At 64.0% G+C, this 18,452-nt stretch carries 19 protein-coding genes; 12 read left to right on the forward strand and 7 right to left on the reverse strand.

The genetic code is table 11. From position 1 onward, the window contains the following. Window positions 1–99 precede the first annotated feature (99 nt). From AOZ07_RS04655 to AOZ07_RS18695, 3 genes are all read left to right on the forward strand, one after another. Complete coding sequence (locus AOZ07_RS04655) at window positions 100–1,086, forward strand: ornithine cyclodeaminase family protein (RefSeq protein WP_060700933.1); 987 nt, start codon at window positions 100–102, stop codon at window positions 1,084–1,086. Between the two features lie 49 nt (window positions 1,087–1,135). Beyond that, the gene (locus AOZ07_RS04660; protein WP_060700934.1) at window positions 1,136–2,359 is read left to right on the forward strand and encodes an amidohydrolase family protein; all 1,224 of its coding nucleotides are present in this window, start codon (window positions 1,136–1,138) and stop codon (window positions 2,357–2,359) included. Window positions 2,360–2,840: 481 nt separating this feature from the next. Beyond that, window positions 2,841–3,266: a hypothetical protein gene (locus AOZ07_RS18695; RefSeq protein WP_146277885.1), complete on the forward strand. Its 426-nt coding sequence runs from the start codon at window positions 2,841–2,843 to the stop codon at window positions 3,264–3,266. A 315-nt stretch (window positions 3,267–3,581) separates the two neighbouring features. Here the strand turns inward: AOZ07_RS18695 and AOZ07_RS04670 are convergent, their stop codons facing one another. Continuing rightward, window positions 3,582–4,016, reverse strand: a complete 435-nt coding sequence (locus AOZ07_RS04670) for an Hsp20/alpha crystallin family protein (protein WP_060700936.1) — start codon at window positions 4,014–4,016, stop codon at window positions 3,582–3,584. Between the two features lie 181 nt (window positions 4,017–4,197). Here AOZ07_RS04670 and AOZ07_RS04675 point away from each other — a divergent pair, with 181 nt between their 5' ends. Together AOZ07_RS04675 and AOZ07_RS04680 are read left to right on the forward strand one after the other, a co-directional pair. Continuing rightward, window positions 4,198–4,437, forward strand: coding sequence for a MerR family transcriptional regulator (locus tag AOZ07_RS04675; RefSeq protein WP_060700937.1), 240 nt, complete (start codon window positions 4,198–4,200; stop codon window positions 4,435–4,437). A 369-nt stretch (window positions 4,438–4,806) separates the two neighbouring features. Continuing rightward, window positions 4,807–6,129, forward strand: coding sequence for a YjiH family protein (locus AOZ07_RS04680; RefSeq protein WP_060700938.1), 1,323 nt, complete (start codon window positions 4,807–4,809; stop codon window positions 6,127–6,129). A 25-nt stretch (window positions 6,130–6,154) separates the two neighbouring features. On the opposite strand, the gene AOZ07_RS04685 is transcribed toward AOZ07_RS04680, so the two are convergent. Continuing rightward, window positions 6,155–6,520: a hypothetical protein gene (locus tag AOZ07_RS04685; RefSeq protein WP_060700939.1), complete on the reverse strand. Its 366-nt coding sequence runs from the start codon at window positions 6,518–6,520 to the stop codon at window positions 6,155–6,157. Window positions 6,521–6,596: 76 nt separating this feature from the next. Here AOZ07_RS04685 and AOZ07_RS04690 point away from each other — a divergent pair, with 76 nt between their 5' ends. Then, window positions 6,597–6,887, forward strand: coding sequence for a hypothetical protein (locus AOZ07_RS04690; RefSeq protein WP_060700940.1), 291 nt, complete (start codon window positions 6,597–6,599; stop codon window positions 6,885–6,887). A 9-nt stretch (window positions 6,888–6,896) separates the two neighbouring features. Here the strand turns inward: AOZ07_RS04690 and AOZ07_RS04695 are convergent, their stop codons facing one another. From AOZ07_RS04695 to AOZ07_RS04705, 3 genes are all read right to left on the reverse strand, one after another. Further along, a complete protein-coding gene (locus tag AOZ07_RS04695; protein ID WP_060700941.1) occupies window positions 6,897–7,349 on the reverse strand; it encodes an SRPBCC family protein in 453 nt (150 codons plus the stop codon). 38 nt (window positions 7,350–7,387) lie between these two features. Further along, the gene (locus AOZ07_RS04700; protein ID WP_060700942.1) at window positions 7,388–7,975 is read right to left on the reverse strand and encodes an NADPH-dependent FMN reductase; all 588 of its coding nucleotides are present in this window, start codon (window positions 7,973–7,975) and stop codon (window positions 7,388–7,390) included. A gap of 198 nt (window positions 7,976–8,173) precedes the next feature. Beyond that, window positions 8,174–9,526, reverse strand: a complete 1,353-nt coding sequence (locus AOZ07_RS04705; protein ID WP_236995270.1) for an amidohydrolase family protein — start codon at window positions 9,524–9,526, stop codon at window positions 8,174–8,176. 187 nt (window positions 9,527–9,713) lie between these two features. On the opposite strand from AOZ07_RS04705, the gene AOZ07_RS04710 reads away from it, so the two are divergent. The 6 genes from AOZ07_RS04710 (at window position 9,714) to gatB (ending at window position 16,441) form a co-directional block, all read left to right on the forward strand. Continuing rightward, window positions 9,714–10,244 carry a GNAT family N-acetyltransferase gene (locus tag AOZ07_RS04710; protein WP_060703302.1) on the forward strand — a complete coding sequence of 177 codons (531 nt, stop codon included), beginning with the start codon at window positions 9,714–9,716 and terminating at the stop codon, window positions 10,242–10,244. Between the two features lie 91 nt (window positions 10,245–10,335). Continuing rightward, window positions 10,336–12,249: a penicillin-binding transpeptidase domain-containing protein gene (locus AOZ07_RS04715; protein ID WP_060700944.1), complete on the forward strand. Its 1,914-nt coding sequence runs from the start codon at window positions 10,336–10,338 to the stop codon at window positions 12,247–12,249. Window positions 12,250–12,450: 201 nt separating this feature from the next. Next, a complete protein-coding gene (locus AOZ07_RS04720) occupies window positions 12,451–13,002 on the forward strand; it encodes a maltokinase N-terminal cap-like domain-containing protein (protein WP_060700945.1) in 552 nt (183 codons plus the stop codon). A gap of 85 nt (window positions 13,003–13,087) precedes the next feature. After that, window positions 13,088–13,384 (forward strand): Asp-tRNA(Asn)/Glu-tRNA(Gln) amidotransferase subunit GatC, encoded by a 297-nt coding sequence (gene gatC, locus AOZ07_RS04725; RefSeq protein WP_022875011.1) that lies wholly within the window; start codon window positions 13,088–13,090, stop codon window positions 13,382–13,384. Window positions 13,385–13,388: 4 nt separating this feature from the next. Continuing rightward, complete coding sequence (gatA, locus tag AOZ07_RS04730; protein WP_060700946.1) at window positions 13,389–14,927, forward strand: Asp-tRNA(Asn)/Glu-tRNA(Gln) amidotransferase subunit GatA; 1,539 nt, start codon at window positions 13,389–13,391, stop codon at window positions 14,925–14,927. 5 nt (window positions 14,928–14,932) lie between these two features. Beyond that, window positions 14,933–16,441: an Asp-tRNA(Asn)/Glu-tRNA(Gln) amidotransferase subunit GatB gene (gene gatB / locus AOZ07_RS04735; protein WP_060700947.1), complete on the forward strand. Its 1,509-nt coding sequence runs from the start codon at window positions 14,933–14,935 to the stop codon at window positions 16,439–16,441. Window positions 16,442–16,548: 107 nt separating this feature from the next. Here gatB and AOZ07_RS04740 read toward each other — a convergent pair whose 3' ends face one another. Continuing rightward, window positions 16,549–17,094: a HutD/Ves family protein gene (locus AOZ07_RS04740; protein WP_194943798.1), complete on the reverse strand. Its 546-nt coding sequence runs from the start codon at window positions 17,092–17,094 to the stop codon at window positions 16,549–16,551. A gap of 344 nt (window positions 17,095–17,438) precedes the next feature. Continuing rightward, window positions 17,439–18,386 carry a GlxA family transcriptional regulator gene (locus AOZ07_RS04745; RefSeq protein WP_060700949.1) on the reverse strand — a complete coding sequence of 316 codons (948 nt, stop codon included), beginning with the start codon at window positions 18,384–18,386 and terminating at the stop codon, window positions 17,439–17,441. Window positions 18,387–18,452: the final 66 nt, after the last annotated feature.

Raw genomic sequence — 18,452 nt, forward strand, 5'->3', positions numbered from 1 at the left:
AGGAGCCTTCGGCCTCTTGCCCAGATCGCTATCTTTTGGAATACCAAATGGGCTACAGTGTGATCTGGAAGGCATCACGCTGTTTGAAAGAAGCAACCAATGACCCTTATGCTCAACGCCTCGACGCTCCAGGCTGTGCTCGATATGCGCTCCGCCGTCCAATCCGTCGACCGGATCTTCGGCGATCTGGCCAGGGGCACCGCGGCACAACCGACCCCATCGGCGATGGCAGTGCCAAGCGCGGATTCGAGCTTCATTATCATGCCCAGCGTGGCCTCCGAGCAGGGACTGGCCAGCGTCAAGCTGCTTGCCGATATCCCCTCCAATGCCCAGCGCGGCCTTCCCTCGCAGCGCTCGCTGATCATGCTGGCCGACCATATCACCGGCGGCCCGCTGGCCATCCTCGATGGCAAGGTCCCCACCCGGATCCGCACCGCCGCGGCCACCGCGGTGGCCACGAAGTACCTGGCCCGCCCGGATAGCACGGTGCTGGGGCTGATCGGCGCCGGCGCCCTCGCGGTGGCCCACGTCGAGGCCATGCTGTGCGTGCTGCCCTTTACCAAGGTCGTGGTGTGGTCGCGGACCGGACAGCGCATTGCCGAATTCAGCCAGGCCGTGGCCGGCCACGGCCTGGAGGTGGTGGCGGCGCCGAGCCCCGAAGCCGTGGTGGCCTCCTGCGATGTGCTGTGCACGCTCACCCCATCGGTGGAGCCGATTGTGCAGGGCCAATGGTTCCAGCCCGGCCAGCACATCAATGCCGTCGGCGCCCGGCCGCGCCCGGGCGAACGCGAGATCGATGGCATCGGCATGGCCCGATCCAGGGTCTTTGTCGACCATCTGGGCACCGCCCAGGCCAAGTCTGGCGACTATCTGATGGCGCTCGCCGAAGGCGCGATCGCCGCCGATGCCATCGCGGGGGAGCTGGGGCAAGTGGTTGCCGGCGAGCTGGCCGGCCGGCGCGACCGGCAGGAAATCACCCTGTTCAATTCGGTGGGCATCGGCGCGCTGGATCTGGCGATCGGGCGCCTGGCCTATGACCGGGCCGTGGAGCAGCGCCTGGGCCAGGACGTGGACCTGTCAAACTAGGCGCAAGTAGCTCCAGAACACCACCATGGCAGCGAGAGGAACCCATACCATGCTCATCAGCAATGCCCGCCCCTGGGCCGGCGACCCCAGCGATATCCTGGTCGAGGAGGGGAAGATCGCCTCGATCACCGCCCACGACCCATCGCGCCAGCTGGGCGCGGGAGATGTGGACGGCCGCGGCCGGATCCTGATCCCGGCCTTCTCGGACGTGCACGTCCACCTGGACTCCACCCGCATTGGCCTGCCCTTCCGCGAGCACACCGGCCGGCCGGGTGTCTGGGGGATGATGAGCAATGACCGGGAGAATTGGCGCGAGGCCGAAATCGGGATCAACGAGCGCGTGGCTGGCACCCTGGAACGGATGATCGCTCGCGGCACCACCCGCGTGCGTTCCTTCGCCCAGGTGGATGTGGATACCAAGCTGGAAAAGTACGAGGCCGTCGTCGCGGCGAAAGAGAAGTTCGCGAACGAGGCCGAGGTCCAGATCATGGTCTTCCCGCAGGCCGGCATCCTGCGCGAGCCGGGCACCGAAAGGTACCTGGAAGACGCGCTGAAGGCCGGCGCCGACGTGATGGGCGGCATCGACCCCTGCGAGCTGGACCGCGACCCGGTCCGGCACCTCGACGTGGTCTTCGGCCTGGCCGAGAAGTACCAGGTGGAGGTCGATATCCACCTGCACGAGCACGGCACCCAGGGGGTCTTCTCCGCGGAGCTGATCGCCGAGCGCACCCGAGCGCTGGGCATGCAGGGCAAGGTCAACCTGTCGCACGCCTATGAGCTGGGCAGCGTCAACGAGGCCACCAGCCGGCGGCTGGTCGACACCTTCGCCGAGCTGGACATCTCGTTGACCTCGGTGGCCCCGAGCACCTCGAACCACCTGCCGCTGGTGCAGCTCACCGAGGCCGGGGTGCGCTTCGGCCTGGGCGAAGACGGCCAGCGCGACTATTGGAGCCCGTACGGCAACTGCGACCTGCTGGATCGGACCTGGCAGCTGGCCTTCGTCAACGGCTTCCGCAAGGATGAGCTGATCGAGCACGCCCTGGCCGTGGCCACCATCGGCGGCGCCTCGATCATGAGCCACGAGGTGCCGCGCCTGGCATCGGTGGCCGACCGCCCGGGCGTGGCCCTGGGCGACCGAGCCGAGCTGGTGCTGGTGGACGGCGAGAGCATCGCCTCCACCGTGATGGACCGCGGCACCGACCGCACCGTCATCCATGAAGGGCGCGTTGTCGCCGACGGGCTGAAGGTGCTCTCGGTGGCGGACAGCTACTAGGAAAGGCGGATCAATGCCAATGGCCGGGCGGGAATGCGAGTCCCGTTGGCCGCTGCCGGAGCAGGACTTCGGCATCGGTCCCGTGGTGTAGATTTTGCGCTAGTGCGTGTGCCAGGTTCCCGGCTTTTTGATTCAGAAGCACCAGGGAAAATTGCCTGAGCTGGATGCCCTCATGAGTTGGGGAGAGCCGTTTGCCGCTCCGATCGCAACGCCATCATTTTGGTCCTCGCAACCGCTGGCAACGGTGGCCCGCGCACAGCCTTCCGGTTGCAGGCTGGAAGTGCTGCAACCGGACCTGGCGAACATGCCACCGCACACAAGACCTGAAGCCGATCCTGCCGCCACAGGTGCCTGCTTTTGGGCTAAACGCCATTCGTGGAGCCGGACCTTTCCTTGGGCTGCTGGCGGCAGGTCCGCTGATTCCGTGCGCTTCGGATTTCGAAGGACAGCACCTGGCCACACGTGGCTCGCCTGTAGTGGCATGTCCCCATTAATTGCGGCCTTCGTGCTTCCGATGGAGTGCGGAGCCTTGCCGCGCCGCAGCACTTCGTTCCCGATGTTCAGCGATCGGGGCGCTCTGAGCGTGCGGGTTCTAGGCGCCTTTTCTTTGACTTGTTCCGTAGAGCTCGTCGCTGATCTGGTCGATGAGTCCTTGAACCCGATGGGCTTTGTCTTGCCAGTATTTAGTACCCTCGTGAATCTGCGGGGTATCCGCGCTGGCGTTCGATTCGATGAGCTCAACGAAGTGATCCCGGTACGTGCAGAGGGACGTAAACAGGTCATCGAGCTGATCGTCATCAAGCTGAACGTGCAGCCACCTTCGAAGCACAGCATGGCTCCTTTCTGGTTGTGCCATCAGGGGTGCGCCCGGCGCTGTTCGGGCACACCCCTGGATGACCACTGGTGAGGTTCGCTCATCAGGGACGGTGTGCTGGAGGTGAGCGGGAGTAGACCCTGAGCGGCTTGGATCTGCCCAATGTCTGTTCACTGGCCCTGGAATGGCTCGTTTCTTCCGGACACCGCTGACTGGGTCGCGGAACACCGTCGATCGCACTGCATTGGCGCGTCCGAGGCGGTTGGCCTTGACGGACTGCGGTGGATAGCTCGAGCTCGTACATGGCCAAAAGCAGTTCGTCATCAACGGCCAACGGGTGGAACGCCGGGTGTGTGAGATCAGGCATGGCGCATCATCTCCATACATGTTCACAGGGAGCCCGCAGGGCTAGCTGGTGATTTCTTTCGGATCCTCGGTGCGCTTGGCTGCGGCGACTTGGATGCGGCGGGGCTTGGCGCTCTCGGCGAGGGCGATGTCCAGGCGCAGCACCCCATCAACGTAGGTGGCCTGAATGCTTTCGGCATCCAAGTGGTCGCCGAGCACAAGCTCTCGGGTGAAGTGGCCCCACAAGCGTTCCGAGCCGGTGAGATGTTGCCGGCCTTCGGGCTTGGCACGTTCAGCGCGGATCGTCAGGATGTTCTTTTCCACTGCCATGTCTATCTGGTCAGCGTCGACCCCCGGGAGGTCGAATTCAGCATGGAAGCCTTCGTTGTCCCTCCACGCCTCCATGGGCATCGGATGGACTGGCTCGGTGCTGAGCTGGGTGTTGAAAGCACGCTGTACCAGGCGGTCGAAATCGCGAAGTACCTCGGTCTGCATCATCTGAACTCATTCCTTTCTCGCTTGGCGGTTTGTGATGGTGCAATTCACTTTCCGCTAGATCTATGTCTAGCGATGTAGATTTTATAGCATGGAGTTCAGGGGCAGGCAAGCAACTTGAGGGGAAAAAGTGGCAAAAAATTCTGCGGCTGTCGGCAGTGTTATTCCTTCGTATTCAATCGCCATGGCAGCTAGGAGCGTGGGGGTAAGCGTGCAGACAGTCAGGCTCTATGAGCTGCGTGGCTTGATCTCCCCGGGGCGTACCGCTGGCGGTACCCGAAGGTACCGCGAGGAAGATTTGGCAAGGCTGAAACAGATTTCTGTGCTGACCGATCGCGGAGTGAATTTGGCAGGTATTGGCATCATTCTGGACCTGGAAGCTGAAAATGATGCGCTGAGAAACCGGTTGGATGCCCGGCCCTAGAGCAAGGGTGCAGGCTGAACAACAATCCCGGAGGAACAGTGCGCCTTCCATCTGCGTCAACTGCGGAACTCGATGACCGCGGAAGGCCCATCGGGCCAAGCAGGGCCGGCCTGCCGAACCTGCCAGGGCCTTGGGGCGGTATCGAACTAGGCGCTGCGGCATTTTTGCTGGCGGACCTGCGCTGCCAGTGGCCGGGCTTCGGGCAAACAGATCCCAGGATACGGGCAAATCGCCGACTCGCGGAGGGAAAATCCTGGGATAGAAGTGCATCAATCCGGCATCCCGGACAATAGGTGCGTTGTGGCCCACATTAACCCCGGAGCATCGGCTTAGATGGTTCAAAGTCACTATGCACAAAGGGGTTGCACCATGCCGAGCACCGTAGAAACCAGGGAACCGACCAAGCCGTGGGATGTGCTGAGGTTTGTCCTCTATAGCGGGGTCGGCATTGCCGTATTCTTCGTGCCGGTCACCCTCAACGGCAAGAGCACTATCGCTCTGGATCACATTGTTTCCTGGGTCCGCGAAGCCATTGGCGCCGGCGTGCCCTATTACATCCTGGCGCTGCTGGCCGCCGGCACCATCATGCCCTTCGCCACCGGCGGCTGGCGCACCTCGCCCCTGCGCGGCGTCTTTGCCTTCGCCAATGTGGTGGGCCTGGCCGTCGGCGCGGGGCTGGTCTTCGGGTTCGGTCCGGCCTGGCTGATGGAAAAGGACATGGGCCCGTTCCTGCTTAATTCCCTGGTGGTTCCGGTGGGGCTGATTGTGCCGATCGGCGCAATCTTCCTGGCCATGCTGGTCAGCTACGGGCTGATGGAATTCATCGGGGTCTTCTGCCAGCCGATCATGAAACCGCTGTGGCGCACGCCCGGCCGTTCCGCGGTTGACGCGGTGGCCTCCTTCGTCGGCTCCTACTCGCTGGGCCTGCTGCTGACCGACCGCATGTACCGCTCTGGGCGCTATACCGGGCGCGAAGCGGCCATTATCGCCACCGGGTTCTCCACGGTCTCCGCCAGCTTCATGGTGATCGTGGCCAAGGCGCTGGATCTGATGGAGCACTGGAGCACCTACTTCTGGCTCGCCCTGGTGGTGACCTTTGCGGTCACCGCGATCTCGGTGCGGATCCCGCCGCTCTCGCGCATCCCGGATGACACCTACCAGAACATCGAGCACATCCCGGAAGAAAAGGTCACCGGCAACCGCTTTGCCAAGGCCTTCGGCGAAGCCATGCTGGCTTTGCACAGGGCGCCGGGACTGTGGCGCAATATCGGAGAGAACATCCTGGACGGGTTGAAGATGGCGATGGCGATCCTGCCCTCGATCCTCTCCATCGGCCTGCTGGGACTGGTGCTGGCCCGGTTCACCCCGGTCTTCACCTGGCTGGGGTACCTCTTCGCGCCGTTCGCCTGGGTGGTAGGACTGGATGACCCGTTGCTGGCCGGCAAGGCCTCGGCCACCGGCATCGCCGAAATGTTCCTTCCCGCCACCCTGGCCGCAGGCCACGAGTCCTTGGAACTTCGCATGGTCATCGCCATTATCTGCGTCTCGGCGATCATCTTCTTCTCCGCCCTGGTGCCGTGCATTCTGGCCACCAGCATCCCGGTGAAGCTGTGGCAGATGGTGGTGATCTGGTTCCAGCGCGTGGCGTTGAGCATCCTGATTGCCACCCCGCTGGTGAACCTGGTCCTCTAGCGGTGTCCCGCGGGAAGCCGGCCTCCTAGTAGCCTTCGTGCATCGCCGCCAGGTCTTCCAGGCCCGGCAGGTGGTAGCCGAGGTGCTCATCCCAGGGGACATCGATCTCGTCGAGTGAGACGTCCCATTGGGCCTCGGGCAGGGCCTGGCGCAGCGCGGTCAGCGCCGCCAGCCAGTGCAGCAGGCTGGGGGCCATATCCACGGGGTCCGGGGAGATCTTGGTGGAGCCGTTGAGCACCTCGTTGTCGCGCTGGGCCGGATAGAAATACAACGTCTCGCCGTCGAATTCGAAGGCATCGTTATGGCTGCGGGCCAGGGCCATCAACTGCTGGTGCTCGTCCTCGCTCAGGGCGGTGGCGCGGGTTGCGGTGTAGTACAGGGAAGTCGACATGCACCTAGCCTAGGCGATCACCAGCAGCAGCCCGGACCCAGGGCCGGCGCGTGCTTACAGGCATCGGCCATTAGGTGTGCCAAATAAGCGCAATGCTGGGACTTCTGCCAACCAGGGCACTCGCATTGGCCCGCATGCCGACCCGATCCGCACGCTCATCATGAATTGCGATGGCCGTGGCATCACCCGTGTGGTGCTCGCGGGGCGAGCCATCATCGAGGAGGCGCAGATCAAGACCGTGGACACCGGCGATTACCAGCAGCGTGCCCAGTCATTCCTGGAGAAGTGCATGGCGTCCTTCAGCAACAGCGACTACAAGCGACGCCCCGCCAGCGAGCTGTTCCCGCTGGGCTTCCCGGTGCGCTAGGGATCCGCGCTAGAGCGCCGAGGCGCCCACCAGGTAGGCATTGCGCACCCGGATCAGCTTCGGCATGTACCAGCCGAGCACCAGGCGCTCGACCAGCCAGCCCAGCGGGCCAAGCGGGGCTTCGAAATGGATCTTGTCCACCATGATCGTGCCTTCGCTGCCGTCGTAGAACTCATGGACATGGTGGAATTTCTTGAAGGGGCCTTTGACCTGCTGATCAGTGAAGGCCGCAGGAGCGTCCAGTTCACTGATTTCCGAGGTCATGCGCACGGGGACGCCAAAATGCCTGGCGCGCCAGGTGACCTGTTCGCCGAGGGAAATCTGCCCGCTGGTCACCCCGCCGATGGCCTGTTCCGCGGAATCCGCCATCGAAGAGGCATGCGTGTCGATGCTCAGGGATTTCTCGAAGAGCTCCTGTCGAGGCATCGTAGTCCTGGTGAAGCATTCGAAGTAGACGGCCATGGCATCAGTGTGCCATAGTCCCGGCCTTGCCTCGCACGCTACGCCGTGTCGCCGATGTGCCCGGCCGCGCCGGTATCCAGCACGCGCTCGACAAAGGCCGCGTATTCGTCGATGTAGTGCTGCAGGAACTCGCGGGTGCGCGCGTCAGTGACGTTGCCCTGCGCGTCGAAGGCGCCGGCGTCATAGTGCACGTAGGCCTCCGGGGCGTTGAGCTGCGGCACATTCAGGAAGCTGAGCACGCTGCGCATCGAGGACTGCATTACCGCGGTGCCGATGGCACCAGGGGAGGCGCCGATGATGCCGGTGGGCTTGCGGGCAAAGGAATTTGTGCCCCAGGGGCGCGAGGCCCAGTCGATGGCGTTCTTCAGCCCGCCAGGAATGGAGCGGTTGTATTCGGGGGAGACGATCAGCAGCCCATCCGAGCCCTCGATGGCCCGCTTCAGCGCGGTGCCCTCCGGCGGGTAGTTTTCGTCGTAGTCGTAGCTGTAGAGCGGCAGGTCCTTGATCGGAATTTCGGTGAAGCTCAAGTTGGCCGGAGCCAGCCCGATCAGGGCGTGGGCGAGGGTCCGGTTGATTGAATTCTTGGCCAGGGATCCCACGATGTAGCCGATGTTGTAAGTAGCCATGGTTGCATTCAACACGTCTTGCGATGCGCTGTCCAGGGCTGGTCAGCCAGCTGAGAAGGCTGGAATTCCAGGACCGGCTAGTGGGCCAATGACCCGATGGATTGCGATCAACGCGGAGGCCAGCATCGTTGCCGGCACAACTTCGCAGTGGGCCGCGGGCGACGGAGCAGGCACCGTGGCCCGCGGCCCGCTCTTGCTTTAGGCCGCCTCGCCGCGCACGATCGAGCCCTGGGCCACCACCGTGTGCACGTCGGACAGCGCAGCGGCGCTTTCCAGCGGGTTGGAACCCAGCAGCACCAGGTCTGCCACGCCGTGGCGGACCAGCCGGCCCACGCCGCGGTGATCCACGCCCAGCAGCTTGGCCGGGGCGGTGGTGATGGACTGCAGGGCCTTGAGCTTGCCCAGGCCCGCATCGGACAGGGCCTTGGCCTCGGCCCCGATCGGGGTGACGTCGGTGCCGAAGGAGTCGGTGCCGCCGATCACCGTCACGCCCAGCTCGTTGGCCGCCCTGGCGGCCTCGGCCAGCACCGGGCCGTATTCGCGCCCGCGTTCGGAGAGCACCGGATCGCTGGAATTGGCCATGCCGGCAATGCCATACAGGGTCGGGGTGAAGTAGGTGCCCTGCTTGGCCATGCGCACCATCGTCTTCTCGTCCATGAACACCCCATGCTCGATGCTTTTGACTCCGGCGGCCACGGCCCCGGCGATGCCCTCGGCACTGTAGCTGTGGCAGAGCACGCCCGCGCCCTTGGCCGCCTTCACGATCGCGGCCAGCTGCTCGCGCCCGTACACCAGCTCCAGCGGATCCTGCTCGGCCAGCCCGGCGCGCGGATTGGCGCGGGTCTTGATCACGGTGGCGCCGCGGGCGATGTTCACGCCGGTCAGGTACGCCAGGTCCTTGGGGTCGGTGATCTGGTGGCGCAGCGCAGCCAGCGGGGCCAGATCCGGATCAGCCAGGATGGAGTCGGACTGGTCGGGGGAGACGAACAATCCCGCGGCGTGCATCCGCGGGGCCAGGCCCGGCGCGAAGTCCGGCACCCTGGCCAGCGCGATGTCCTGGTAGAAGCTCGACGAGCCGCTGCGCACCGTGGTGGCGCCGTGGCTCAGGATCAGCGCCGCATCCTCGAAGGCCTGGGCGTGGACATGGGCATCGACGAATCCGGGAAGGATGAACTTCCCATGGGCGTTGATGCGGGTGGCACTGGCAGCGTACTTGGCTACCGCCTTGCGGTTCTCGTCCCGGGTGCCCACCGACTGCACGATGCCGCCGGCGAGTACCACCACTGCGTCTTCGATCAGCTGGCCGGTGGCCGGGTCGATGAGCGAGCCGCCCTCGACGATGACCGGAGCGCTCTTCACCGTGGAAGGACGGTGCGCCGCAGCGCTCCGGCCCGGGGGTTCGGCCCCCTGGGCGATCCCGGGGACCATGCCGGCCAGGCCCAGGCCAGCCAGGGCGGCGGCTCCGGCCAGGACGTGCCGGCGTTCGAGTTTTGCGGTGGGCACCGGGCCGGTGCTGTGGTCGTGTTCGCACATGGTTGATACGCCTTTCATGGAGCGGATTGTGACCCATCCTACGCGGGAGCGCACCACAATTCCATAAATGGAATACCAAATATTACCTTCAATTCAAGGATCATCCCCTGATTCCTGCATATATGGATAATTTGGTATTCAGGTAACCTCCTGGTGGCCACGGCCTGCGATGGCAGCCGGCCAACCATGGAAGAATCGGATCATCATGAATGAGGCAGAAACTTTCACCTTCCGCACCGCAGACCTGCTCATTGAGCTGGCCACGCCCGGGGACTATGAGCGGGTGGGGGAGCTGACCGCGCAGTCATACTTCGCCGCAGGGCACTTCGAGACCCCCGAGCATGACTACCTGCAGTTTGTGCGCAAAGTCCAGGAACGTGCCGAGCAATCCGAGATCTATGTTGCGCGGCGCCAAGGGGAGATCATCGGGTCAATGACCCTGATCCAGATCGGCAGCGACTATGCGGATATTGCCCTGCCGGGCGAACTGGAGATCCGGATGCTCAGCGTCGATCCGGCCGCCCAGCGCGCTGGTGTCGGCCGCGCCCTGGTCAACGCCAGCATCGAACGCGCTCGCCGGCTGCCCGGAATCCATTCGGTCAGCTTGACCACCGGGGCCACCTGGCATTCGGCCAGGTCCCTCTATGAGTCCATGAACTTCGCCCATGCGCCACAGCGCGACTGGACCGTTCCCGGGACCGGCATCAAGCTAGTGGTGTACACGCTGGAACTCTGAAATGGGCGTCAAAGCCCAAACGCAGGAAATAATGAGGTGTCGTCCAGGTGTTTATTGCCAACTGTCCTCCCCGCGTGAATAGAATGGCGCTATGAGTGCCCTTCGCCGTTCTGCCGTTGCCCTATCCGTTGCTGCCCTGGCCCTGGGATCGCTGAGCGCCTGCAGCGCTGGAGCACCCGATCCCGCTCCGGTGGCCGACGAGCTGGTTACGGCCATCAACTCCGGCGACTTCTCCAAGGTGCAGTTCGCCAGCTCCGATGCCCAGGCGGTGGCCAAGGCCCAGGAAACGGCCTTCGGCCCCATGGGCGATATCAAGCACAACAGCACCGTGAGTTCGGTGGCCGAGGACGAGGACGAAACCGACGGCGTCAAAACCGCCACGGCCGACATCACCACGGTCTGGGATGTCGACGAAACAGATAAGGACCTGAGCTACACCACCAAGGCCGTCTGGGAATATGACAAGGACGCCGAGCAGTGGAAGCTGCGCTTTGATCCGTCCGTGCTCGCACCGGATCTGGAAACCGGCGGCTACCTCAAGGCCAGCTACCAAGCCGCCGACCGGGGCAGCATCACGGCCGCCGGTGGCAAAAAAATTGTCACCAACCGCCCGGTGATTCGCGTCGGCATTGACAAGACCCGCACCGAAAAAGCCAATTGGGAAAAATCGGCGGCGCAATTGGCCGAGCTGGTGGACATCGATGAAGAGCAGTACGCAAAAACCGTGCTCGCTGCCGGCGACAAGGCATGGGTCCAGGCCATCGTGCTGCGCGACGACGCCACCCGGGAAGTCACCGACGCAGAAATCAACAAGATCCCTGGAGCCACCTTCCAGGAAGACGAAATTCCCCTGGCGCCCACCCGCTCCTTCGCCCGCCCGCTGCTGGGATCCGTCGGCGAAGCCACCGCGGAAATCATCAAGAAGTCCGAGGGCAAGATCAAGAGCGGCGACCAGGTCGGCATGTCTGGATTGCAGTCGGCTTACAACGACACGCTTTCGGGCACCGACGGCGTTGTAGTCTCCCGGTACAACAGCGAGAACAAGGCTGAAGCTGAACTTTTCACCGCTGAGCCGGTAGCCGGCAAGGACGTGGAAACAACCTTGGACATGGACCTGCAGCAAAGTGCCGACCAGCTGCTGGAAGACGCCGATTCCAATTCGGCGATCGTCGCCATCCGCCCCTCGGACGGCAGCGTGCTGGCGGCCTCCTCGGGCCCCGTGGACGCTGGGCTGAATACCGCCTTGCAGGGCGCCTACGCCCCGGGGTCCTCGTTCAAGGTGATCAGCGCGCTGTCGATGCTGCGTGAAGGATCCACCCCGGAATCGGAGGTCAAGTGCCCGGCCACCACCGTGGTTGATGGAAAGACCTTCAAGAACTACGACGGATACCCGGCCGCCCAGCTGGGCACGATTCCGCTGTCCGAAGCCATTGCCCAGTCCTGCAACACGGTGTTCGTGAATCAGGGAGCTGAAATTGGCGGCAAGAAGCTGGCTGAAGCCGCTGCCGCGCTCGGCCTGACCGGCGAAGACGGCACTGGGGTCGGTGCGGTGCTTGGCTCGGTGCCCGACGATTCTGAGGGAACCACCCAGGCCGCGAACATGATCGGCCAGGGCGTAGTGCAGGCTTCCCCGCTGGGCATGGCCACCGTGGCCGCCTCGGTCCAGGCCAAGTCGACCGTTCAGCCCAAGCTCGTGCTCTCCCCGGAGCCGAAAGCTCCAGCCAAGCCGAAGTCCGAACTCACCGAAAACGAGGCCGAGCAATTGGCCTCGATGATGGGTGAAGTCATTGACCATGGAACGCTCAAGGACCTGAACTCGCTGCCCGGCGCCAAGATCATCGGCAAGAGCGGCACCGCGGAATACGACAGCGAGCGCAACGCCCACGCCTGGGCCATCGTCGCCCAGGGCGACCTCGCCGTGGCGGCATTTGTCGAGGATGGCGATGGCGGAGCGCAAAGTGCAGGACCGCTGGTCAAGGCAATGCTCCAGGCTGCTGCGAAGTAGCCGCTCAACAACCCGCGTGCCCGGTGACAAAAGCTTGGCCCTTGGTATCCCGCCCCATCAGCACCGCCAGCTCCGAGGCCTTCGATAGCCTCGTCCCGCTGCCCCCGAATTCACCATGCGCTCATTGCGTGGCGCGGGGGCAGCAGCACAGAACTTCCCGGAAGACTTGTGCGCCAATGGCACAGTTGACAGACTAAGCCCATGGGAATTGTCTACAACACCAGTATGTCGCCAAGCAAAAACGAGCTGGTCTCCGCTTGGCTGCCCAAGCAGGAGTTCTATACCGGTAAAGGCACCCCGAAGCTCCAGCACATCGGCGGCTTCCGCTTGGAAGATCCCGAGGGCCAGGTAGGGGTGGAGCTGCGCATCTACGCCGATCATTCGGATACCTCGGATGTGGTGTACCACCTGCCGCTGACCTACCGGGATGCCCCTTTGCCCGGTGGCGAAAAGTACCTGATCGGCACCAGCGAGCATGCCATTCTGGGCAAGCGCTACATCTATGACGCCGCGGGCGACCCGGTGTTCACCGCCCAGGCCCGCCAGCTTTTGGCCGGCAACACCACAGCGCAGCACCATTCCGAGTCCTTCACCGACGATCCGCGGATCAAGGTCAACGGCAACCCTGCCGGCAAGGACGCGGTGATCATCCGCAAGCCGGTTTCCGGCGCATCGGGCGTTGACGGGGTCATCGGCTGCTGGGAAAACGCGCTGGGCCAGGACCTGGCCGGCCTGGTATTGCGAACAGCATAACTGCTGCACCACATAAAGGTCTGATGGCGGGCATGCACGGGATAGACTTGTCTATGAAACCCAACCGCCATTCAAAGGGAGATACATGTCTGCCATCAGCCGTGAGGACGTTGTGCATCTGGCACACCTTGCCCACATCGAGATGAGCGGCGCGGAGCTGGACAAGATGACCGGTGAGCTCGACGCTATCGTCGGTGCCATCGCGTCGGTCAGCGAAGTCGCCTCCTCCGACGTCCCAGCCACCAGCCACCCGATCCCGCTGACCAATGTGTTGCGCGAAGACACGGTGGGGCAGACGCTGAGCATTGACGAAGTTCTGCTCAACGCCCCGGATTCGGATTCGGACCGTTTCAAGGTCCCTGCAATTCTGGACGGTGAATAATTCCATGAACGAACTGATCAAGCTTTCCGGCACCGAGCTGGCCGCCAAGCTGCGCGCCGGCGAAGCCACCTCCGTACAAGCTGTCCAGGCCCACCTGGACCGCATCGCCGAGGTGGACGGCGCACTGAACGCCTTCCTGCATGTGAACGCCGAAGAAGCGCTCGCGGTAGCCGCAGAAGTTGACGCCATTCGTGCCGCCGGCGGCGCCGAAGCCGAAGCGCTGCACCCGCTGGCCGGCGTGCCCATCGCCATCAAGGACCTGATCGTCACCAAGGGACAGCCAACCACCGCGGCATCGAAGATGCTCGAAGGCTGGATGAGCCCTTACGATGCCACCGTGATCGAGAAGATCCGCGCTGCCAAGCTGCCAATGCTGGGCAAGACCAACCTGGATGAATTCGCCATGGGTTCCTCCACCGAGCACTCCGCCTACGGCGTGACCCGCAACCCGTGGAACCTGAACCGCATTCCCGGCGGTTCCGGCGGCGGCTCGGCCGCTGCCGTGGCTTCCTTCGAAGCCCCGCTGGCGCTGGGCACCGACACCGGTGGATCCATCCGCCAGCCAGGTGCGGTCACCGGCACCGTGGGCGTGAAGCCGACCTACGGCGCGGTCTCGCGCTACGGCGCCATCGCCATGGCCTCCTCGCTGGACCAGATCGGCCCGGTCTCCCGCACCGTGCTGGACTCGGCCTACCTGCAGGAACTGATCGGCGGGCACGACCCGAAGGATTCCACCTCGCTGCCAAACTCCCTCGAAGGCCTGGTGGCTGCCGCCGAGGCCGGCGCCGCAGGGGACCTGTCGGGCCTGCGCGTTGGCGTTATCAAGGAACTGACCGGCGAGGGCTACCAGGAGGGCGTCCAGGCGCGCTTCAACGAGTCGCTGGAACTGCTCAAGGCCGCCGGCGCTGAAATCGTCGAGGTGTCCTGCCCGAACTTCAAGTACGCGCTAGGCGCCTACTACCTGATCATGCCTTCGGAAGTTTCCTCCAACCTGGCCAAGTTCGACGGTGTCCGCTACGGCCACCGCGTGCTGCCAGAGGAGGGCCCGATGACCATCGAGCGCGTCATGGCCGCAACCCGTGCCGCCGGCTTCGGCGACGAGGTCAAGCGCCGCATCATCCTGGGCACCTACGCGCTGTCCGCTGGCTACTACGACGCCTACTACGGTTCGGCACAGAAGGTCCGCACCCTGATCCAGCGCGACTTCGACGCCGCCTTCGAGCAGGCCGACGTGCTGGTATCCCCAACCGCGCCGACCGTGGCCTTCGAGCTGGGCGCGAACGACAACGACCCGCTGGCCATGTACCTCAACGACGTGGCCACCATCCCGGCCAACCTCGCCGGCGTTCCGGGCATCACCGTGCCCGGCGGCCTGTCCGAGAACCTGCCGGTGGGCATCCAGTTCCTGGCTCCGGCCTTCGAGGACGCCCGGCTGTACCGCGCCGGCGCGGCACTGGAAACCCTGCTGGAAAAGCAGTGGGGCCAGTCGCTGATCTCGCAGGCACCAGCCATTGACACCGCTTCGATCGCGCAGGAGGCCTAGGCACCATGAGCAACTACACCGATGAACTGGTCGACTTCGACGAGGCGCTGGACCGCTATGACCCGGTCCTGGGCTTCGAGGTCCACGTTGAGCTGAACACCAAGACCAAGATGTTCTCCGATGCGCCCAACGCCTTCGGCGATGCCCCGAACACCAACGTCACCGAGGTGGACCTGGGCCTGCCCGGGGTGCTGCCGGTGGTCAACAAGACAGCCGTGGAGTACTCCATCCTGATCGGCCTGGCCCTGAACTGCCAGATCGCCGAAAAGTGCGGATTCGCCCGGAAGAACTACTTCTACCCGGACACCCCGAAGAACTTCCAGACCTCCCAGTACGATGACCCGATTGCCTTTGACGGCTACCTGGACATCGAGCTGGAAGACGGCGAAGTCTTCCGCGTCGAGATCGAGCGTGCCCACATGGAAGAAGACGCCGGCAAGCTGACCCACATGGGTGGCGCCGCGGGCCGCATCCAGGGTGCCGACTACTCGCTGGTGGACTACAACCGCGCCGGCGTGCCGCTGGTGGAGATCGTCACCAAGCCAATCGTTGGCGCCGGCAAGCGCGCCCCCGAGCTGGCTAAGGCCTACGTGGCCGCGGTGCGCGAAATCGTGAAGAACCTGGGTGTTTCGGATGCCAAGATGGAACGCGGCAACGTGCGCTGCGATGCCAACGTTTCGCTGATGCCAAAGGACGCCGAGAAGTTCGGCACCCGTACCGAAACCAAGAACGTGAACTCCCTGCGCGCCGTGGAGCACGCGGTGCGCTTCGAAATCGAGCGCCACGCGGCAGTGCTGGATTCCGGGGCGAAGATCGTCCAGGAAACCCGCCACTGGCATGAGGACACCCGTTCCACCACCTCGGGCCGCCCGAAGTCGGATGCCGATGACTACCGCTACTTCCCGGAGCCCGACCTGGTGCCGATCGTCACCACCGCCGAGTGGATCGAAGAGCTGCGCGGCCGCCTGCCGGAACCGCCAGCAGAGCGCCGCAAGCGCCTGAAGGCCGAGTGGGGCTACGCGGACAAGGAATTCCGCGACGTGGTCAACGCCGGCGTGCTCGACGAGATCGAAGCAACCATTGCCGCCGGTGCCACCGCAGCGGTAGCCCGCAAGTGGTGGATGGGCGAGATCGCCCGCCTGGCGAAGGCCGCGGAGAAGGACATCGCCGATCTGGGCGTGAGCGCTGCGACCATCGTGGAGCTGAACTCGCTGATCGAGGGCAAGAAGATCAACGACAAGATCGCCCGCCAGGTCCTGGAGTTCGTCATTGACGGCGAAGGCACCCCGAGCGAAATCGTTGAGAAGCGCAGCCTGGCAGTTGTGAACGACGACGACGCACTGGGCAAGGCCGTGGATGACGCCATGGCCGCCATGCCTGATGTGGTCGAGAAGATCAAGGGCGGCAAGATGCAGGCCATCGGTGCGCTGATGGGCCCTGTCATGAAGGCTACCCGCGGACAGGCCGACGCCGGCCGCGTTCGCGAGATCGTGTTGGAGAAGCTGGGCCTCTAGCCCTTCGCTGAATACCACGCTGATGGCCCGCACTCATGCCGAGTGCGGGCCATCTGCGTTTTATCCGTGCGCTGCCCGGTGCTGCACGTGCCTGCCCGCCTGGCCTCCTAGTGCCTCGCGACGGTGGCCAGCACAAATCGTCCAGAAAATTGCTGCTCTTCCGGGCTTGAGAGGAAAACTGAATCCAGCCGGGCCAACGGCTGTCCGCCGATTGAGCAGGAATCCTCCAGTGCCACCAGCACCTGGATCCTCGATTCGCGGAAGCTGGCGGCCGGAGAGTCCACGATTTCCACCGATGGCTCCCACTTGCCGCGCTGCCCCATGACGTTCAGGTCCAGGAAGCCTTCGCTGGCGGGAGTGGCAGATACATCGTCTTCGCCTTCGAAGACGATGGTGCCTTCGACCGGCAGCAGGACATTGCGGCCATTGACCACCAGGTCAACGGAGCCAGGGCCGAGCGCCACTTGCCCGCGCCGCACTCCCGGGTACCGGCTGTATGGCTGGGTGCCGGTGATTTCGGCAATGCTGATCTTCCAGGTCCAGCTGTCATCGATTCCAGTGCTGTCGCTGCAGAGCGTGCGCGTGATTCCTTGTCCGTTCTTCCAAGGTTGAGCTGCCAGCTGCGCGTAGCGGGTGATGGGAACGGGTGCCATTGAATCCATGCTTTCGTGGTGGGGATCGAATAATCCATCCTTTCACCTCGTGCCGATCCAATCATCGGCTGCTTGCTGCTCCCTGTCTGATACGGCATATTCTTCCCGGACACCCACACGCGGATTGAAGTGCCCAAGCGTGGTGGCCCACGATCTGACCTGCTTGGCACAGCAGCAAGAGTTGCTTTCGCTCGGCGGCCCAGATCATGAACGGGCGCATCGAACCATGGGAGCAACTTGCCTAGGGGGCAGTGCCGGTCGAGAGCTTGCCGGCCAAGCGCTGTCCGGCGAGCCGAGACCGCCTGCACTGGCGAAAATGGCTTGGCAGGGGACAACCCCGATGATCAAGGACGTTGTCGGCGGAACGTTGCTGAGTGGTGCGTAGGTGCGACCCCCAGCCGGGCGGTGAAATGCTTGCGCAGCAGATCATCAGAAGCGAAGCCGACCTCGCGGGCAATGGCGCTCACGGACAGATCCGTTTGCTCCAGGAGACGCTGGGCCTCGCGGACGCGAAGGTCGTTGAGCCAAGCAAGAGGCGTTGTTCCGAGATTGGCGGCGAACCAGCGGTGAAAGGTGCGCGGGGACATGGTGCAGGCAGCTGCGAGTTCCTTGATGTTCCAAGGCCGCCGGAGGTCCTTGCTGACCATCAAATGCAGTTGCTCGACGGACGGCAAAGCCTTGATGGGGAGGCTGGTATCCGCATATTGGGCTTGCGTTCCCGGCCTGCATACAGGGGTGACCATTGCCTTCGCGACCGTTTCCGCGGCGCTGGATCCCCAATCCAGCCGGAGCAAATGCAACAGGAGATCAACTCCTGCCGTGACACCGGCAGATGTCCAAACCTTGTCCCCGCCACAGTACAAATCCCGGGACCGGACCTCGACTTTCGGATGCCGCAGGGCAAGCTCTTCGGCGAAGCGCCAGTGGGTCGTCGCTGCCCGTCCGTCAAGCAGGCCAGCGGCGGCCAGCGTGAATGCTCCGGTGCACAACGAGGCAACAAGCGCTCCGGCAGCCGCTGCTCGTGCTACGGCGGAGAGTTCCTCGGCTCTAGGGGCTGCGAGCGGGTCGACGCAGCCCGGGACTACGAGGATGTCGAGCTGGTCTGCCGAGGAGAGTGCGTGGGTGCGCCGCATCGAATGGAGCGGATCAAGATCGGTGATGGCTCTGGCCGCGAGGATGCGGACCTCCGGCTGGGGCAGCCCCCGATCCGAGCGGTCATCGTAAACTTCGCGCGCAACTTCGATATCAAAGGCGCGGCGTCCCGGGCCCACAAGAATTCCCACGATGGTCATGGCGTAATCTTATCGAACCATGTCATTCATGCCACTGGTTGCCTCCTTCTTTCGATGATGAAGTAG

This window comes from Glutamicibacter halophytocola (assembly GCF_001302565.1).
Taxonomy (GTDB): Bacteria; Actinomycetota; Actinomycetes; order Actinomycetales; family Micrococcaceae; genus Glutamicibacter; species Glutamicibacter halophytocola.